Here is a 17,382-nt window from a genome sequence, read left to right on the forward strand (position 1 = left end):
GCGGTGCCGATCGGGCCGGAACCTCCACCGCGGTGGCCGGGGGCGGTGGTGTTCCGCTGCGCGAGCGGCCCGCGCGGAGGGAATCCGCCACCGGGTCACATCGGCACCAACCGGCCGTGCGTGATCAGGGATCCCGCCTGCTTGACGCGCCTGCCCCGGATGCTCACCTGGTGGCCGAGGATCCCGGGAATGGCCGCGACCTGCGAGGTCAGGTAGCGGTAGAGGTGCTCGGCGTCCCGGCACACCACGATCGCGACGAGGTTGTGCGCCCCGCTGATGGCACCGGCGTACGCCGTCTCGGCGTGACCGGCGAGCGCCGTCCCCGCCCGTTCCAGGTCCGCGGGCGCGACGCGCAGCAGCAGCGTGGCGTGGAGGTGGAAGCCGAGCTTGTCGGGGAGCAGGTCGACGCCGTAGGCCAGCGCCCCGCACGACCGCAGCACGTCCATCCGGCGGGCCACCCGGTTCGGCGGCCAGCCGGTGGTCGCGGCGAGCTCGGCGCGCGTGGCCCGGCCGTCCTCGGCGAGCGCCGCCAGCAGCGGTGCGTCCGCATCGGACGGGCCGCCCGGGCTCGAACCGGCCGGTCTCGACCTGCCGGGGCTCGAACCGGCCGAGCTCGAACCGCCTGGGCTCGGCTCGTCAGGGCTGGGTTCGCCCGAGGTCGAACCGTCCGGGCTCGGTTCGCCCGAGGCACCGGCGGCGAGGCGGCGGAGCCCGTCCGGTGCGAAATCCGGGGCGAACCCGGTCCACTCGGCAGTGCCGGGCTCGCCGAACGGGTGGAGCAGCAGGTCGATGCTCAGGTCCAGCACGGACGAAGCCCTGGGCAGTCGTTGCAGGAGCAGGTCGTCGTGCCAGGCGCCGACGGGGGAGCGGACGATGCACACGATCTCGGAGCCGCCGGACGCCAGCGCGAGGTAGGCGACGTCGGAACGGCGGGCCAGCGATCCCGCCAGCGGCTCCACCCGGTCCGGCCGGCAGCGGATGCGGGCGAGCCAGCGCGCGTCGCCCGGCCCGCCAGGGCGGACCAGGCCGACGACGCGCACCACGCCGTCGCGGCGCAGCGCCCGGTAGCACCGGGCGGCGGTCTGCTCGGAAACCCCGGCCACGTCGGCGATCCGCCGGAACGAGGCGCGCGGTGAGCACTGCAGCGCGCGGAGGACCTTGCCGTCGACCGGATCGATCATGGCGGGATCGTGCCAGCACGTGCCGGTCGGCCCTCGGCGCCCTCGGCGTGCCCGGCGATCCGATGATCCGGCGGGTCCGGCGATCCAACGGGTCCGGCGGACCGGCGACCCGGTGCCCGGCGACCCGGTGCCCGGCGGACCGGTGCCCGACGGACCGGTGCCCGACGGACCGGCGACCTGGTGCCCGACGGACCCGGTGCCCCCGGTGGACCCCAGCGCCCTGCGGACCCCGGCGACCCGGGGCGCGCCGCGGCCGGGCACCTCAGCCCGGGCTGGAGCGGCCGTGGCGCCAGTAGCCGAAGAACGCGATGTCCTGCTTCGGCATCCCGTGCTCCTGCACCAGGTGCCTGCGCAGCCCGGTGGCGAGCTTCGACTCGCCCGCCACCCACGCGTAGCCGCGGCCCGGACCCGGCGACCACTCCTTCGCCGCGGCCAGCGCCAGCACCCCGGGCACGTCCCCGGAGCCGTCGCGGGCCAGCCAGCGCACCCGCCCGCCCGGGGGCGCGGTGACGTCGGAGCGGATGTCGGCGGTCTCCGGAACTTCCAGCACCACGTCGGCGCGCAGTTCGTCGGGGGCGTGTTCGAGGATCGCGAGGATCGCGGGGACCGCGCTCTCGTCGCCGACGAGCAGCTGGTGCCGCGCGTCGTCCGGCGGCAGGTAGCCGACGCCGATGTCGAAGATCCCGGCCGGGTCGCCGGGCCGGGCGCGGCGGGCCCAGTCGGCGGCGGGCGCGTCGTCGTGCAGCGCGAACTCGACGTCGACCTCGCCGCGTTCGGGACGCCTGCGGCGGATCGTGTAGTTGCGCACCCACGGGCGGCGGCTCTTCGGCAGCAGGAGCAGTTCGGCCATCCACGCATTGCCGGAGAGGGTGGGCATCCGCAGGTGGTCCTGGCCCTCGCGCGGGAAGAACAGCCGGACCGCCTGGTCGTGGCCGCCGTGGTCCAGGTGTTCCAGTTCGGGGCCGCCGAGGGTGAGGGTGGTGAAGTTCGGGGAGGTGGCGGTGTTCGCCAGCACCTCCACCGTGATCATCGTGCGGTGTTCGGGCGTGCGGATCTTGGGCAGCACGACTTCGTCCCTTCTGTTCAGAGATCCACGGAGAGGTGGTGGGACGACGCTCGGGACACGCAGGGGTACATCGTGCCGGGTGCGGCGCCGATGTCGTCGCGGTGTTCGGGCTCGCCGGCGAGGACGACGAGTTCGCAGCTGCCGCAGACCCCTTCGCGGCAGCCGCTCGGCACCGGGTGCCCGGCGTGGTGCAACGCGTCGAGCATCGACTCGTCGGCGGCGACCCGGACGCTGCCCCCGGAGCGGGCGCAGTGCACCTGGAACTCCGCGTTCGGGGCGAAGGTCCTGGTGGCGGGGCGGAAGCGTTCGACGTGCAGCCGGTCGGCGGGGAACGCGGCTTCGGCCGCGGTGAGCATCGCGTCGGGGCCGCAGCAGTACACCAGCGCGTCCGGACCGAGGTCGGCGGCCAGCGCGGCGAGGTCGGGCCGCCCGTCGGCCGCGGTGGCGACGATCCGGACCCGGTCGCCGTGCGCGGCGGCGAGCTCGGTGGCGAACGGCATGCTCGCGGTGCTGCGGCCCGCGTACACCAGCCGCGCGGTGGCCCCGGCGGCGAGCGCGGCGCGCAGCATCGGCGCGATCGGGGTGATGCCGCTGCCGCCGGCCAGGAACAGGTACTCGGGGGCGGGCAGCAGCGGGAAGTTGTTGCGGGGCGGGGAGACCGCCACGGTGCGCCCTTCGCGCAGGAACAGGTGGACGTACTCCGAGCCGCCGCGGCTGAGCGGGTCGTGGCGCACCGCGATGCGGTAGCGGCCGCGGTCGGCCGGGTCGCCGCACAGCGAGTACTGCCGGGTCAGCAGGTTCGGCAGCGCCAGGTCCACGTGCGCGCCCGGGGTCCAGGGTGCGAGCGGGCCGTCCGCGCCGCGCAGCACGAGGGAGACGACGTCGTCGGCGACCCGCTCCACGCGGTCGAGGATGGGGTGCTGCACGGATGGACCACCTTGCCGAGTGCGGTTCGCAGCGCGCCTTCGCGACGCCGGTGTCCTACGTACGTGCAGGTCACAGCTCGATTATGAGCAATTGTTCGCTTCGGGCGCTACTCGCTTTCCGGCCGCCGGACCTGAGGTGCCGCAGTGGGCGGCGAACGGCGCTCCGGGCCGCGCGAACAGCCGCGCGGCATCCCGGCCGAGCTCGCCCGGACCCGGGATCCCGCGACGGCTGCTCGCGTTTCGCCCGTCACCAGGGGAGCGAGCCGTGCACGTCGAAGTAGCCGCCGGTGGGACCGTGCTGATCGAGCTGCGCCATCCGCACGATGATCTCGGCGCCCTCCTCGACGGTCTGCGTGCCGCGGTGGTCGTTCAGGTCGGTCGCGGTGAAGCCCGGTTCGACGCTGTTGATCCGCATGTGCGGGAACGCCTTGGCGTACTGCACGGTGATCATGTTGACCGCGGACTTCGACGCCGGGTAGGCGAGGCCCGGGTACCCGTGCGTCGGCGTCCCCGGGGTGCTGACGAGGGTCGTCGAGGCGAGCCCGCTGCTCACGTTCACCACGACCGGATTCGCGGACGCGTGCAGCAGCGGCAGGAACGCGTGGCTGACGCGCAGGGTGCCGAACACGTTCGTCTCGAACAGCGGCCGCATCAGGTCGGCCGTGACCTCGGCGGTGGGCGTCGGACCGTCCTCGATGCCGGCGTTGTTGACGAGCACGTCGAGCCCGCCGTCGGCTCCGATGGTCTCGGCGGCGGCGGCGACGGACGCGTCGTCGGTGATGTCGAGCACGAGGGGCCGTGCTCCGATCCGCTCCGCGGCCCGCCGCCCGCGTTCCGGATCACGAGCGGCGGCGTACACGGTGTGGCCCGCCTCGACGAGCCGGCGTGCGGTTTCGTGGCCGAGGCCCTTGTTGGCCCCGGTGATGAGTGTCGTCGTCATGCCTCCACGTTCGGCCCGGGCGCCGGGTCCTGCCAGTGGTCCGGTCTTCCTGGGACCACCAGTGCCAGGTGGCCCGGCGCGGATCGGCGCACAGTGGAGGCATGGCGACGGAGGAGTTCGGGCGGGCGGTGCGGCGCTGGCGCGATCGGGTGTCCCCGGAATCGGCGGGGCTGCCCGCCGGTGGCCCGCGGCGAGCCGCGGGACTGCGCCGCGAAGAGCTGGCGCTGCTGGCCGGGATCTCGGTGGACTACGTGACCCGCTTCGAACAGGGCCGGGCGCGGAACCCGTCGGAGCAGGTCGTGGAGGCGCTGGGCCGGGCGTTGCGGCTGTCCGGGCCGGAGCGCGAGCACCTGTTCCAGGTCGCCGGGCTCGTACCGCCGGGGCGCGACGTGGTCCCCGCCCGGATCCCGCCCGGCGTGCAGCGGATGCTGGACAGGCTGGCGGGGACTCCGGTCGCGGTGTTCGACGCCGCGTGGACGATGCTGCTGGCGAATCCCCTGTACGCGGCGTTGATGGGGGATCCGTCGGGATGGCGCGGCCACGAGCGCAACGCGGTGTGGCGCAACCTGGTGGGCCCGGGCGGCCGGGTCCGCCACACCCCGCGGGCTCGCCGCGAGTTCGAGGCCGCGCTGGTCGCCGACCTGCGCACCACGGCGGGCAGATACCCGGCGGACCCGCGGTTGCGCGACCTGATCGCGCAGCTGCACCGGCGCAGCGACCGGTTCGCCGAGCTCTGGGATTCCGGCGCGGTGGCCGAGCACGACGCCTCCCGCAAGACGGTCGACCACCCGCGCGTCGGTCCGATCACGCTGGACTGCGACGTGCTCGGCGTCGCGGGCGCCGACCTGCGCATCATGGTCTACACGGCTGATCCCGGCACGGAGGACGCCGACCGGCTCGCACTGCTGGCGGTACTCGGCACCCAGACCGTGTCCTAGCGGCGCCGCGGGCGAGCGGGCGCGGGCCCCGGCCGCGCAGCACGGGTTCCCGGCCGCCGGACCGGTCAGGACCGCAGCCGCGCGAAGATCTCCGGGTCGTGAGCGCAGATCAGGTCCACGTCGGGTTCGGCGCCCGCGTGCAGTTCGGCGAGGCGGGCGTGGTTCGCCCGCACCTGCCGGAGGTCGTGCGCCACCGAGGTCTCCAGCAGCCGCAGCGCGATCGGCACCGGCGCGCTCCCGTCCAGGGTGCCGCGGTGGTAGAACGCGTCCCCGGCGTGCAGCACCCACCGATCGCCGGCCTGCACCGCGACCGCCGCGTGCCCGCGGGTGTGGCCGGGCAGCGCGATCAGCACGAGGCCGGGCGCGATGCCGGTGAGCTCCTGCGCGGCTGGGAATCCGCGCCAGGATTCGCCGCCGGTGCCGTGCTCCACCAGCCGCGGGCCGTGCGCCCACTGCACGGCCCGGAACCGCAGCCGCTCCTTGCGGGACGGCGAGTGCAGCGCGCCCGCCGCCTCCGCCGCGGTCAGGTGCACCCGGGCGTGCGGGAAGTCGGTGAGCCCGCCCGCGTGGTCCATGTCGAAGTGGGTGAGCACCACGTGCCGCACGTCCTCGCGGCGGAAGCCGAGCCGTTCCACCTGGTGCGCGGCGGTCTCCTCGGCGTGCAGCGCGGGCCGCACCACGTGCCGGAACGCGCCCAGCCGCCGGGCCGGATCGGCGATGTCGGCGAGCCCGAACCCGGTGTCCACCAGCACCAGCCCGGCCTCGGTCTCCACCAGCAGCACGTGGCACACCAGCGGCGCTCCGGGCAGGTTCAGGGTGCCGCAGTTGAGGTGGTGCACTCGCACGTGAGGTTCTCCTTGAGCGCTCGGTTTGCGGGGGGAGCGGGTGGCGGAACCTCAGCTGCTTCCTCGCTGCGGGATCTTCTTCCCGAGTGGCTCCGCCACGAGGGAAAAAGCTGTCCTCGCGAGGAAGCAGCTGAGAACCCGCGGGTGGTCCGGTTGCTCGGGTGGTCGCCGCTCAGCGGCTTCGCCGCTGACAGGAAGACTCCGGCGGTTCTGCCGGGCAGGTTCGGCCACGGGCCGTCGGATGATCAACAACCTACCGCTCGGCGAGGTCGGCCGGGCGCGGCAGTCCGTCGTGGCCGGGGGTGCCGGGGCCGCTCCTCCGCGGCGCACCTGACCGCGAGGTGAATGCGCGAACGGTCCCTCCGGGACGGGGGACCGGAGGGACCGTTCGCATGCGGGAGGCGCGGTTACGCGTTGTCCTCCTTGAGCATGTCCGAGCACTTCTCCCCGATGGCCATCGTGGTGATGTTCGGGTTCACCGCCACCAGGAACGGCATCGCCGAGGCGTCCGCGACCCGCAGGCCCTCGACGCCCTTGACCCGCAGCCGCGCGTCCAGCGGCTTGCTCGGGTCGTCGTCGGCGCCCATCGGCACCGAGGCCGCCGGGTGGTAGACGGTGTTGTGCGTCTTGCGGATGTAGTCGGCGATCTCGTCGTCGGTGCGCACCTCCGGCCCGGGGTGCAGCTCGGCACCGGCCCAGCCCGCCATCGCCTGCTGCGAGACGATCTTGCGGGCGAGCTTGATGCCCTCGGTCATCACCCGGATGTCGTGCTCGTCGGTGAAGTACCGCGGGTCGACGCGCGGCTTGTCCCGGAAGTCCCGGGTGCGCAGCCGCACCGTGCCGATGGACCGGCTGCGGGTGACGTTCGGCGTCAGGCAGAAGCCGTTCTCCGTCGTCGGGTAGCCCTGCCGCGCGGTGTGCATGTCGAACGGCACCGAGCCGTAGTGGAACATCAGGTCCGGCCGGTCGAGGCCCGGTTCGGTGGTGGTGAAGATGCCGATCTCCCACCACTGCGTCGATTCCGTCGGCATCGGCTGCTTCGCGTCCCAGCCGATGACGCCCTCCGGGTGGTCCTGGAGGTTGGAGCCGACGCCGGGGGAGTCGACCAGCACGTCCACCCCGACCTCGCGCAGGTGCTCGGCCGGGCCGATGCCGGAGAGCATCAGCAGCTTCGGGGTGTCGATCGCACCGGTGGACAGCACCACCTCGCGCCGCGCCCGCACCGTGCGGGTGTGGATCAGGTCCGGGTCGAGGTAGGCGACGCCGGTGGCGCGCTTGCCGTCGAACACGACCTTCTTGGCGCGCACCTCGGTGCGCACCTCCAGGTTCGGGCGCTCGCCGATGATCGGGTGCAGGTAGGACACCGAGGACGAGGAGCGGGTGCCGTCCTCGCGGGCGTTGATCTGGAACCAGTTCGCGCCGTGGGTGACCGTCTTGCCCGAGTTGAACTCGGTGATCGGGATGCCCGCCTGCTCGCAGGCCTGCAGCAGCGCCGCGCCCGACGGGTCCTTCGGCGGCACGCTGCGGATCGTCACCGGGCCGCTCCGGCCGTGGTGGTCCCCGGGCCCGTCGTTGGTCTCCAGCCGCTTGTACAGCGGGAAGACGTCCTTCGCGCCCCAGCCGGTGGCGCCCAGCGACTCCCACTCGTCGAGGTCCTCGGCCGGTGCCCAGAACGCGATGCACGAGTTGTGCGAGGAGCAGCCGCCGAGCACCCGGGCGCGGGCGTGGCGCATGTAGGAGTTGCCCTGCTCCTGCGGCTCCACCAGGTAGTCCCAGTCGTAGCCGGATTCCAGCAGCGCCATCCAGCGGTCCAGTTCCAGGATCGCCTTGTCGCCCACGTCGGACGGCCCGGCTTCCAACAGGCACACCGTGGTGTCCGGGTCCTCGGACAGGCGCGCGGCGACCGCTGCTCCGGCGCTGCCGCCTCCGACGACCACGTAGTCGAATTCCTCGGTCATGCTCACAGCTCCGTTTCCGCTCAGGACAAGGCCGGTTTCGGGTCGGGGTCTTCGTCGGCGGCGGCCGCCGCGTGGTCGGCGAGCACGCCGATGCGGTGCCGCTGGACGAACCAGTAGTAGGCGAAGCCGCCGGCGGCGGCGATGCCGACGAACAGCACCGAGCTCCACTGCAGGTACCAGTGGAACGGCGGTTCGGCGTTGTAGACCTCGTTGCGCGGCCAGGCCAGGTTGATCGTCATGCCGGTGCCCCACAGCACGGCCGCGATGTTCACCGGCAGGCCCCAGCGGCCCAGCGAGAACCGCCCCTCCTGCTTCGCCGAGGACCACCGGCCGCGCAGCCGCGCCACCAGCATCGGGATCGTCACCAGCAGGTACGAGATGTAGATCAGGATGATCGCCAGGCTGGTCACCGCGGAGAAGATCTGCGGCTGCCCGATGTTGACCACCAGCAGCGCCACCGCGATCACGCCGATCACGACCGCGGGCACCACCGGCGTCTGGAACCGGGGGCTGACCCGCGCCAGCTTGGACCCGCCGGGCAGCGCGTTGTCCCTGGCCATCGCGAACGCGATGCGGATCGCCGCGGTGTGCACCGCCAGCACGCACACCGTGATCGCCACGAACACCACCAGCAGGAACAACCGGCCCACCAGCGGCCCGAGGGCGTCGGTGAGCACGAACTGGAGCCCGTCCTCGGTGAGCTGCGGCGCGGTCAGGTCGCGGGCGGCCATCAGCGCCAGCAGGATGATCAGCCCGCCGAGCACGAACGACGCGATCAGCGACCGCAGGATCGCCTTCGGCGCGTTGCGGTGCGGGTCGATGGACTCCTCGCCGAGCGAGGAGGCGGTGTCGAAGCCGTACATGACGTACGAGGACGCGATCGCCGCGACCAGGAACGCGCCCAGGTAGCCGCTGCCGCCGTAGGCCGCGCCGGTGCCCTGGGTGTCGAGCACGACGTCCGGCCCGCGGGTGGCGAACACCGCCAGCACCAGGATGAGCACCACCGCGGCGATCAGCTCGATCGCCACGCCCGCGCTGTTGATCCGGGCCATCAGCTTCACGCCGAACGCGTTGATCAGCGTGGTGAACACGATCAGCGCGGTCGCCAGCAGCACGCCGTTGGCGGCCTGGCTGGTGCCGGTGCCGTCGCCGACGACCTGGAAGGCGCCCCAGATCTGCGGCAGCGTGTGCTGGTAGGCCAGCGCGGTCGCCGCGATCGAGACGATGGAGGCCAGCAGCATCATCCAGCCCGCCAGCCAGGCGACGTGCTTGCCGCCGAGCCGCTTCGACCAGTTGTAGATCGAACCGGCGATGGGGTAGTGCGAAGCCAGCTCCGCGAAGCTCAACGCCACCATCAGCTGCCCGAGGAACACCATCGGCCAGGACCACCAGTAGGCGGGGCCGCCGAAGGACAGGCCGAAGTACGACAGCTGGAAGGTGCCGGTCAGCACCGAGATGTAGCTGATTCCCGCGGCGAACGTGTGGAACGAACCGAGGGATCTCTTCAGTTTGTTGGTGTAGCCGAACTCGCTGAGCTCGGCGTCACCGGAGGGCGCGCTCATGCCCGAACTCCTTTCCCGCGCCCGCCCCCGCCGCAGCGGCGGGGGAGGACAGCGGGTGGTCGTCTGCGCAGATCAAGTAGGACGTGACGTGTCCTGGCCCGCCCGGTCAGCGGCCGTCGAACCACCGCGGCGGGGTCGGGCGCAGGTTCTGGTGGATGTGCTTGGCCTCCTGGTACTCGCCCAGCCCGGCGCGGCCGAGTTCGCGGCCCACGCCGGATTGCTTGAACCCGCCCCATTCGGCCTGGGGCAGGTACGGGTGGAAGTCGTTGATCCACACGGTGCCGTGGCGGAGCCGGTGCGCGACGCGCTGCGCCTTGCTCACGTCGGAGCTGAACACCGCGCCCGCCAGGCCGTAGTGGGTGTCGTTGGCGATGCGCACCGCGTCGTCCTCGTCGGTGAACCGCTCCACGGTCAGCACCGGTCCGAAGGACTCCTCGACGACGGCGTACGAGCCCTGCCGCACCTCGTCCAGCACGGTCGGCAGGTAGTAGTGCCCGTCGCGGTACTGCTCGCCCTCGGGGCGGCGGCCGCCGGTGCGCAGCACGGCGCCCTCCTCGACGGCCTTCGCGACGTAGGCCGACACCTTCTCCAGGTGCGCGGCGGAGATCAGCGGCCCGGTCTCGGCGTCGGCGTCGAACGGCCCGCCGAGGCGGATCCGCTCGGCGCGGCGCACCACCTCGTCGACGAACCGGTCGTGGATCTCGTCCTGCACGATCAGCCGCGCCCCGGCGGAGCAGACCTGGCCGGAGTGCAGGAACACCGCCATCAGGGCGTAGTCGACGGCGGTGTCGAAGTCGGCGTCGGCGAACACCACGTTGGGGTTCTTGCCGCCGAGTTCGAGGGCGACCTTCTTCACCGTGGCGGCCGCCGCGGCGGCGACCTTGCGGCCGGTGTGCAGGCCGCCGGTGAACGACACCAGGTCGATGTCGGGGTGCTCGGACAGCACCGAGCCGACCTCGGCGCCGGTGCCCAGCACCAGGTTGCCGACGCCCGCGGGCAACCCGGCCTCGGTGAGCGCGCGCATCAGCAGGACCGCGGTGCTCGGGGTCAGCTCGCTGGGCTTGAGCACGAAGGTGTCGCCCGCGGCGATGGCGGGAGCCACCTTCCACGCGACCTGCAGCAACGGGTAGTTCCAGGGCGTGATCATGCCGCAGACGCCGACGGGTTCGTAGCGCACGCGGCTGAACGAGTCGGGCGAACCGGTGTCGATGACGCTGCCGCCGTCGGTGCCGGCGATCTTGCCGAAGTACCGGAAGCAGGCGGCGATGTCGTCCATGTCGTATTCGCTCTCCACCAGCCGCTTGCCGGTGTCGCCGGACTCGGCGCGGGCGAACTCGTCCTTGTCGCGGACCAGGATGTCGGCGACCCGCAGCAGCAGGTCACCGCGCTCCCAGGCGGAGGTGTCCGGCCAGGTTCCGTCGTCGAAGGCGCGGCGGGCGGCCCGCACGGCGCGTTCGGTGTCGCCGCGGTCGCCCTCGGACACGGTGGTCACGAGGGTGCCGTCGGCGGGGCTGCGGATCTCGCGGACCCCGCCCGCGGCGGCGGGCTGCCAGGTTCCGTCGATGAACAGCGTGTTCGGTCCTTCGGTGTTCGACATGGGTGTCCCTGCTGTTCCTTCGTCCGTACGGGTCTCGACTGCGGCGCGTGGTCGCGCGGGCCGCCGGTGGGGGCGGCGGGAGCCGGGGTGGGTCGCTCTCGGCCGGTGCTCGGCGGACCGGCTGCGTTGCCGGGGGACACTAGCACCGGCTGTGTACATCTGTACATCATCGCGGGTTCCGGTCCGCCGGATCGCGCGTTCCCCGGCGCGATGACCAGTGCCGACACCAGCAGGGTGACCTGGCCCGCAACGTCCCGCGAATCCCGCGCATGGCAGGCTGGGGGCCATGTCGACGACGGAGTCCGCGCCGCGCCGCAAAGATCCGGCCAGGCGGGAGCGCATCGCCCGCGCGGCGATCACCGTCGTCGCCGAGCGCGGCATCGAGAAGCTCACCCACCGCGCCGTCGCCGCCGCCGCCGAGGTGCCGCTGGGCTCCACCACCTACTACTTCCGCACCCTCGACGACCTGCTCGCCGAGGCGCTGCGGCACTCCGCGCAGGACGACGTGGCCGAGCTGCGGGCCTGGGCCGCCGCCATCGACGGCGGCGCCGAGCTGGCCACCGCGCTCGGTGACCTGGTGCTGCGCTACCTCGGCCCGCACCGCACCCGCACCGTCGTGCAGCACGAGCTCTACATCGCCGCGCTGCACCGCCCGGCCCTCGCGCACGTGAGCACCGAATGGGACGCGGCGCTGGTCGAGCTGTTCACCTCCTATACCGATCCTGTTACCGGGAGGGCACTTTCGGCGGTATTCTGCGGGCTGCTGCTGCAGGGCATCGTCCGCGAGTCGGTGCCGAGTCGAGACGAAATCGAAACCACTTTTCGGCGGGTGCTGCTTCCAATCGGAAATCGCTGACACAGCAACGACTTCCGGCCCCGCCGCGCCGGGCTGCCCCGCGGTTTTCCCACCGGTATCGGAAATTCGATCAGTTGATCTTATGCGCGTTCCGGGTGAACAATGGAGCGCAGCGATCCGTTTTTCGCCAGCACCCGCCGGGTGACCGGACAGGGCAATGTCGTCCCAGCAGAGTCGTCGTGCTGATGTCCGGGTTTCCGCCGGTTCCCCCCGGCGGAGCACGTCCACGGGTGATCCACCGGCGTGGAACGGACATTGCCGCGTCGGGGCGTGGCTCGCTCCCAGCAGGACAACTGATGATCAACACATTCTCAGTGGGGTGAGACCGTGGGCTACCACAACGAAGATCGTGAACTGGTGCCGCTGAAGTCCGATTTCGACACCGTCTGGTACGGCTACCGCCGATCCCAGGTGCGCTTCTACATCCAGCAGACCGATGCCGAGGTGCGCATGCTCACCGAGGACCGGGACGCCGCGCTCAGCCAGGTCGACGACCTGTCGCAGCAGCTGGAACAGGCGCGATCCGAGATCGAGGCGCTGCGCGCCCAGTTCGACGAGGTCTGCAAGCAGCCCGTCGAAGAGGCCGGTCTGTCCGACCGGCTGCGCCGCATGGTGCGGCTGGCCCACGACGAGGCCGAGGAGGTCGTCTCCTCCGCGCAGGCCGCCGCCGAGCACGAGTGGGCCCGCGCCGAGCAGTCCGCCGCCGAGCTGCGCGCCCGCTACGAGAACCTCGTCGCCGAAGCCGACCAGTGGCGCAGGCAGTCCGAGACGCAGCGCAACGAGGCGCTCGCCGAGACCCGCCGCGACATCCAGCGCATGGCCCGCGAAGCCGAAGCGCACCGGCGCAAGCTCGACCACGACGCCGAGGCGCGCCGCACCCAGGTGGAGAACGACTTCGAGATCTCCATGGCGGCCCGCCGCGACGAGGCGAACCGCGTCCAGGCCGAGCGCGAGCAGCGCAGCCGCGACGAGGCCCGCCGCCGCGTCCTGGAAGCCACCGCCGAAGCCGAACGCCGCATCCGCCGCGCCGACGAGCACTCCGACGCGATGCTGCGGATGCGCCAGGACCTCGCGAAGCGGGTCCGGGCCGCGCAGCAGATCATGGCCGACGCGGAACCCTTCCTCGGCGACGTCGAAGCGGGCGCGCTGACCGAGGACTCCGACGCCTACGCCGCGAGCGTGGTGCACGGCGGCCTGCTGGCGGACGACCCGGAGGTCGAGGTCCCGCGCCAGCGCGCCAAGCCGGCGCCCGCCGAGGCCGAAGCGGAATCCGCCGTCGTCAGCGGCTGATCCGGCAGCGCAACCGCCGGGCCCGGGTCCGCGCGACCCGGTCCCGGCGAGCGCGGGGCTACCGCACCGCCCCCATCCCCACTAGGTTGGTCGCCGACGGTGATCAGCAGGGGGAGGGGCGCGGATGCGGATCCGGGGCTGGCTGTCGGTGCTCGCGGCGGGATGCGTGCTGCTGGCGGGAACACCGATCGCGGCGGCGGAACCCGCCGCCGACGAGCTGCGCGGCCGGCTGGAGGCGGTGCCCGGGCTCACCGTGCTCGGCGAACGGCCCACCGAACCCGGGTTCCGGCTGTTCGACCTCACCTACGCCCAGCCCGCCGACCACCGCGACCCGGCGGCCGGGGAGTTCCAGCAGCGCCTCACGCTGCTGCACCGCGACCTCGCGCGGCCCACGGTCCTCTACACCACCGGCTACAACCTGCCGGCGCAGGCGAGCCGCACGGAGCCGACCCGGCTGCTCGACGGCAACCAGGTGGCGATGGAGCACCGCTTCTTCACCCCGTCCCGCCCCGACCAGCCGGACTGGACGGACCTGAACATCTGGCAGGCCGCCACCGACGAGCACCGCGTCATCGAGGCGTTGCGCGCGGTCTACGCCGACCGCTGGGTCACCACCGGCGCCAGCAAGGGCGGCATGACCGCCGTCTACCACCGCCGGTTCTACCCGGAGGACGTGGACGCGACGATCGCGTACGTGGCGCCGAACGACGTCGTCAACGAGCACGATCGCTACGATGAGTTCCTCGCGAACGTCGGCGACGAGTCCTGCCGCGCCGCGCTGACGGCCGTGCAGCGGGACGCGCTGACCCGGCGCACCGAGCTGCGGGATCGGTACGCCGCCACCGCGGCCGCGGGAGGGTTCACGTTCGACCGCATCATGGGTGACGTGGACCGGGCGCTGGAAGCCGTGGTCGTCGACGCGCCGTTCGCGTTCTGGCAGTACCGGGGACAGCAGGACTGCGCGCAGATCCCGGCGCCCGGCGCGAGTCTCGACGACCTGTGGGAGTTCTTCGGGGTGACCTCCGACTTCTTCTCCTACACCGACCAGGGCCTCGACCCGTACGTGCCGTACTACTACCAGGCGGGCACCCAGCTGGGCTGGCCCGACGTGTCCGACGAGCCGCTCGCCGACCTGCTGCACAACCGCTCGATAGGGGAGCCGCGCAACTTCGTCCCGCGCGAGATCGACATGCGGTTCCGGCCGGGCGCGATGGCCGACGTCGCCGCGTGGGTCGCGTCGCAGGGCTCCGAGCTGATGTTCGTCAACGGCGAGGCCGACCCGTGGAGCGCGGAACCGTTCCAGCTCGGGCCGGGCAGCCGCGACTCCTACAGCTACCTGGTTCCGGGCGGCAACCACGGGTCCAAGATCGAGGGCCTGCCCCCGCAGCAGCGCGCCGAGGCCGCGGCGACGGTCCGCCGCTGGGCGGGCGTCGACCAGCAGCCGGCGCAGGTTCGCACCGCGCTGGACCGCGCGGCGGACGTCCCCCGCACGCCGCCGATGCTGCCCTGACCCGTCGCACCGGCTGGAACGGCCCACCGGCCCGGGCTCCCCGGGTGGTGGGCCGTTCGGCTGCGCGGACGCGGTGCTCGCGGTCAGGTGGTGCTGCGGCGGGCCGGTCCCGGCTCCAGCGGGGGAGTCGCCGTCAGGTGCCTGCCTCGCCGGGGGCCGCCGGGAAGCCGGGGGCCGCGGAGGAAGCCGGGCGGGACCCGGCAGCGAGTGCGCGACGCGGGGACGGGGAAGCGGCACCGGCCCTCGGCATCGCGACGCCGGGAGGGCCGGGGAAGCCGGACGGAGGCGCCGCGCCGGGTGCGCGGCGCGCGATGCTCAGGCGGCGGCCTTGGCGGAGCTGCGCCGCGACGCGAGCCGGTCGTAGGTGGTCATCAGCCACTTGTGCGTCGGCCGCTCCACCAGCTTCGTCAACGCCCATCCCAGCAGCACCCCGTTCACCACGAACGCCAGCGTCTGCAAGGTCGGCCCCACCCCGAGGTCCTGCAACATCCGGGCCACCACGTAGCCCAAGGTCTGGTGCATCAGGAACACGCCGTAGGAGATGCCCGCGAACCACTGGATCGGCCGCCACGTCCACTTCGGCACCACGCGGTTCCAGTCCGGTCCGCGCGCGGTCAGCGCCACGGCCACCATGCCCACGCACACCGCCACCGTCGAGCCCCAGTCCGCGACCAGACCCTCCGGGGTCTCGGCGTAGTTGTGCAGCGCCTGGCCGAGCATGCAGGCCGCCAGCAGCAGCGCGAAGTGCGGGGTGCGGATCCGCTTGGTCGACCACATCCAGATCGCCACGCCCACCACGAACAGGTGCCAGCGGTGCATGCCGAAGCCGTCCACCACCATCCGGTACCACTCCGGCGGCTGGGAGACGCGCAGCGGCCACTGCGCGGCGGGGATGAGCACCGCGGCCCACAGCACCGCGATCAGGCGGCGGCCGTGCCCGTACCGGCTCGCGTACAGCATCGCGGCGGCGCTGAAGCCCATCAGCTGCAGCGGCACCGTCCAGTGCGAGCCGTCGATGTAGAAGTACTCCGAGGGGTGCCAGTTCCACAGCATCAGCAGGTTCGCCGCCAGGTCCTCGCCGGTCGGCGCGAACCAGCCCTCGATCGGCAGCAGCCGCAACCCCAGGTAGATCAGCACGACGGCGGCCAGGAACGGCGGCAGCAACCGCGCGATCCGGCCCCACCAGTACCGCAGCAGGGTTCCGCGGCCGATCGTCACGCACGCGAAGTACGCGGAGATGACCAGCAGCAGGCTCGCCCCGACCTGGTACGGGAAGACGACCTTGCGCGGGATCAGCTCGGGATGCAGGAACACGCTCAGGAACGTCGCGTGGTACAGCATGACCAACCCGACGCAGCCGGCCCGCACGACATCCCAGCTGATCTTGCGGTTGCTCCGCGTGCCCGAGCGAGCTCGTGCGGGCGCAGTGGTTCCTTCAGGCACGGCGCCACGTTACCAATCGCGGTTTTGCCCGTTGTGACCCAACCGCAGGACAAGTGCCATCCGTTGGAGTGATCAGCGACATCCCGTGCGGAAGTTGACCTCCAGCGCGCGGGAGATCCGAGACTGGCCGCACCCCGTCACCCGTCCCACGAGCGGGTGAACGGTGGCGGACGGTGAGCGGAACACGACGCGCGCGACCTCCGCACGCCGAGGAGGAGGACCGCCTGAACCCGACCGGAACGGGTGAGCATCGGGCTCGCCCGTTCCGGACTGGGAACAAGCGCACGCGACGGGTGGTTGGGGCGGGGGAACGCCGAGCTGGAGGAGGAGCACGATGGCCATCGCCGTAGGACGGGTCGGCTTGTGGACCGGGGCCCCGACGTGGGACCTGGAGAACGCGGAGCACCGGGAAGCCGTCGCCGAACTGGACGCGCTCGGGTACGGGACGCTGTGGCTCGGCATGGCCCCGGGTGACCTCCAGCTCGTGCAGGGGCTGCTGGAGCGGACCAAGAAGCTCGTCGTCGCCACCGGCATCACCAACATCTGGACCCACGAGGCCGCCGACATCGGCGCCGCCTACCAGCGCGTCGACCGCGCCGCCCCCGGTCGCGCGCTCGTCGGGCTCGGCACCAGCCACGCCCCCATCGTCGAGCGGACCGGGCAGACCTACGCGAAGCCGTTCAGCAAGCTGCGCTCCTTCGTCGACGAGCTCGACGCCGCACCCGAACCGCTGCCCGTGCAGGCCCGGGTGCTGGCCGCGCTCGGTCCGAAGGCGCTGCGGCTCGCCGGGGAGCGGTCCGCCGGGGCGCACCCGTACCTCACGACCCCCGAGCACACCGCGTGGGCGCGCGAGGTCCTCGGCGACGGCCCGCTGCTCGCGCCCGAGCAGAAGGTGGTGCTCGAAACCGATCCGGCGAAGGCGCGCGAGATCGCCCGCACCGGGGCAGCGCCCTACCTGGCGCTGCCGAACTACCTGAACAACCTGCGCCGCCTCGGCTACACCGGCGAGGACTTCGGCGACGGCGGCAGCGACCGCCTCATCGACGCCCTCGTCGCCTGGGGCGACCTCGACGCCATCGCCGCCCGGGTCCGCACCCACCACGACGCCGGGGCCGACCACGTCGCCGTGCAGGTGCTCACCGGACGTTCGCCGCTGGACCGGGGGACGGTCCTGCCCCGGGAGCAGTGGCGCGAGCTGGCCCCGGTCCTCCTCGGCTGAGCCCCGCCGCCTCGTCAAGCCGCCGCCCCGCCGTCCCGCCGGGCCGCGCGG

Annotated in this window: 14 protein-coding genes; 5 read left to right on the plus strand and 9 right to left on the minus strand. The window is 72.8% G+C overall.

The features are described from left to right. Positions 1 to 95: 95 nt before the first annotated feature. The 4 genes from LCD35_RS17935 to LCD35_RS17950 all read right to left on the minus strand — a co-directional run bounded on the left by LCD35_RS17935 (position 96) and on the right by LCD35_RS17950 (position 4,113). A complete protein-coding gene (locus LCD35_RS17935) occupies positions 96 to 1,181 on the minus strand; it encodes a winged helix-turn-helix transcriptional regulator (protein ID WP_224956523.1) in 1,086 nt (361 codons plus the stop codon). A gap of 262 nt (positions 1,182 to 1,443) precedes the next feature. Continuing rightward, positions 1,444 to 2,247 (minus strand): siderophore-interacting protein, encoded by an 804-nt coding sequence (locus LCD35_RS17940; protein ID WP_225044496.1) that lies wholly within the window; start codon positions 2,245 to 2,247, stop codon positions 1,444 to 1,446. A gap of 17 nt (positions 2,248 to 2,264) precedes the next feature. Then, entirely contained in the window at positions 2,265 to 3,173 is a 909-nt protein-coding gene (locus tag LCD35_RS17945; RefSeq protein WP_225044497.1) for a PDR/VanB family oxidoreductase, read from the minus strand. 247 nt (positions 3,174 to 3,420) lie between these two features. Continuing rightward, positions 3,421 to 4,113, minus strand: coding sequence for an SDR family NAD(P)-dependent oxidoreductase (locus LCD35_RS17950; RefSeq protein WP_224956520.1), 693 nt, complete (start codon positions 4,111 to 4,113; stop codon positions 3,421 to 3,423). A 101-nt stretch (positions 4,114 to 4,214) separates the two neighbouring features. On the opposite strand from LCD35_RS17950, the gene LCD35_RS17955 reads away from it, so the two are divergent. After that, positions 4,215 to 5,051: a helix-turn-helix transcriptional regulator gene (locus tag LCD35_RS17955; RefSeq protein WP_224956519.1), complete on the plus strand. Its 837-nt coding sequence runs from the start codon at positions 4,215 to 4,217 to the stop codon at positions 5,049 to 5,051. 65 nt (positions 5,052 to 5,116) lie between these two features. Here LCD35_RS17955 and LCD35_RS17960 read toward each other — a convergent pair whose 3' ends face one another. The 4 genes from LCD35_RS17960 to LCD35_RS17975 all read right to left on the minus strand — a co-directional run bounded on the left by LCD35_RS17960 (position 5,117) and on the right by LCD35_RS17975 (position 11,013). After that, on the minus strand, positions 5,117 to 5,896 hold the full coding sequence (locus LCD35_RS17960) for an MBL fold metallo-hydrolase (protein ID WP_225044498.1): 780 nt from the start codon (positions 5,894 to 5,896) through the stop codon (positions 5,117 to 5,119). Positions 5,897 to 6,303: 407 nt separating this feature from the next. Continuing rightward, on the minus strand, positions 6,304 to 7,854 hold the full coding sequence (locus LCD35_RS17965; protein ID WP_224956517.1) for a GMC family oxidoreductase: 1,551 nt from the start codon (positions 7,852 to 7,854) through the stop codon (positions 6,304 to 6,306). Between the two features lie 20 nt (positions 7,855 to 7,874). Then, positions 7,875 to 9,416 (minus strand): APC family permease, encoded by a 1,542-nt coding sequence (locus LCD35_RS17970; RefSeq protein ID WP_224956515.1) that lies wholly within the window; start codon positions 9,414 to 9,416, stop codon positions 7,875 to 7,877. A gap of 106 nt (positions 9,417 to 9,522) precedes the next feature. Next, positions 9,523 to 11,013: an aldehyde dehydrogenase family protein gene (locus LCD35_RS17975; protein WP_224967278.1), complete on the minus strand. Its 1,491-nt coding sequence runs from the start codon at positions 11,011 to 11,013 to the stop codon at positions 9,523 to 9,525. 286 nt (positions 11,014 to 11,299) lie between these two features. Here LCD35_RS17975 and LCD35_RS17980 point away from each other — a divergent pair, with 286 nt between their 5' ends. The 3 genes from LCD35_RS17980 to LCD35_RS17990 all read left to right on the plus strand — a co-directional run bounded on the left by LCD35_RS17980 (position 11,300) and on the right by LCD35_RS17990 (position 14,669). After that, on the plus strand, positions 11,300 to 11,869 hold the full coding sequence (locus tag LCD35_RS17980; protein ID WP_224956511.1) for a TetR/AcrR family transcriptional regulator: 570 nt from the start codon (positions 11,300 to 11,302) through the stop codon (positions 11,867 to 11,869). A 327-nt stretch (positions 11,870 to 12,196) separates the two neighbouring features. Then, positions 12,197 to 13,159, plus strand: coding sequence for a cellulose-binding protein (locus LCD35_RS17985; protein ID WP_224956509.1), 963 nt, complete (start codon positions 12,197 to 12,199; stop codon positions 13,157 to 13,159). Positions 13,160 to 13,283: 124 nt separating this feature from the next. Further along, on the plus strand, positions 13,284 to 14,669 hold the full coding sequence (locus LCD35_RS17990; RefSeq protein WP_225044499.1) for a S28 family serine protease: 1,386 nt from the start codon (positions 13,284 to 13,286) through the stop codon (positions 14,667 to 14,669). Between the two features lie 315 nt (positions 14,670 to 14,984). On the opposite strand, the gene LCD35_RS17995 is transcribed toward LCD35_RS17990, so the two are convergent. Next, positions 14,985 to 16,112, minus strand: a complete 1,128-nt coding sequence (locus tag LCD35_RS17995; protein WP_224956507.1) for an acyltransferase — start codon at positions 16,110 to 16,112, stop codon at positions 14,985 to 14,987. 334 nt (positions 16,113 to 16,446) lie between these two features. Here LCD35_RS17995 and LCD35_RS18000 point away from each other — a divergent pair, with 334 nt between their 5' ends. Further along, on the plus strand, positions 16,447 to 17,331 hold the full coding sequence (locus LCD35_RS18000) for an LLM class F420-dependent oxidoreductase (RefSeq protein ID WP_224956506.1): 885 nt from the start codon (positions 16,447 to 16,449) through the stop codon (positions 17,329 to 17,331). Positions 17,332 to 17,382 lie beyond the last annotated feature (51 nt).

This window comes from Saccharopolyspora sp. 6V (genome assembly GCF_020176785.1).
GTDB lineage: Bacteria > Actinomycetota > Actinomycetes > Mycobacteriales > Pseudonocardiaceae > Saccharopolyspora_C > Saccharopolyspora_C gregorii.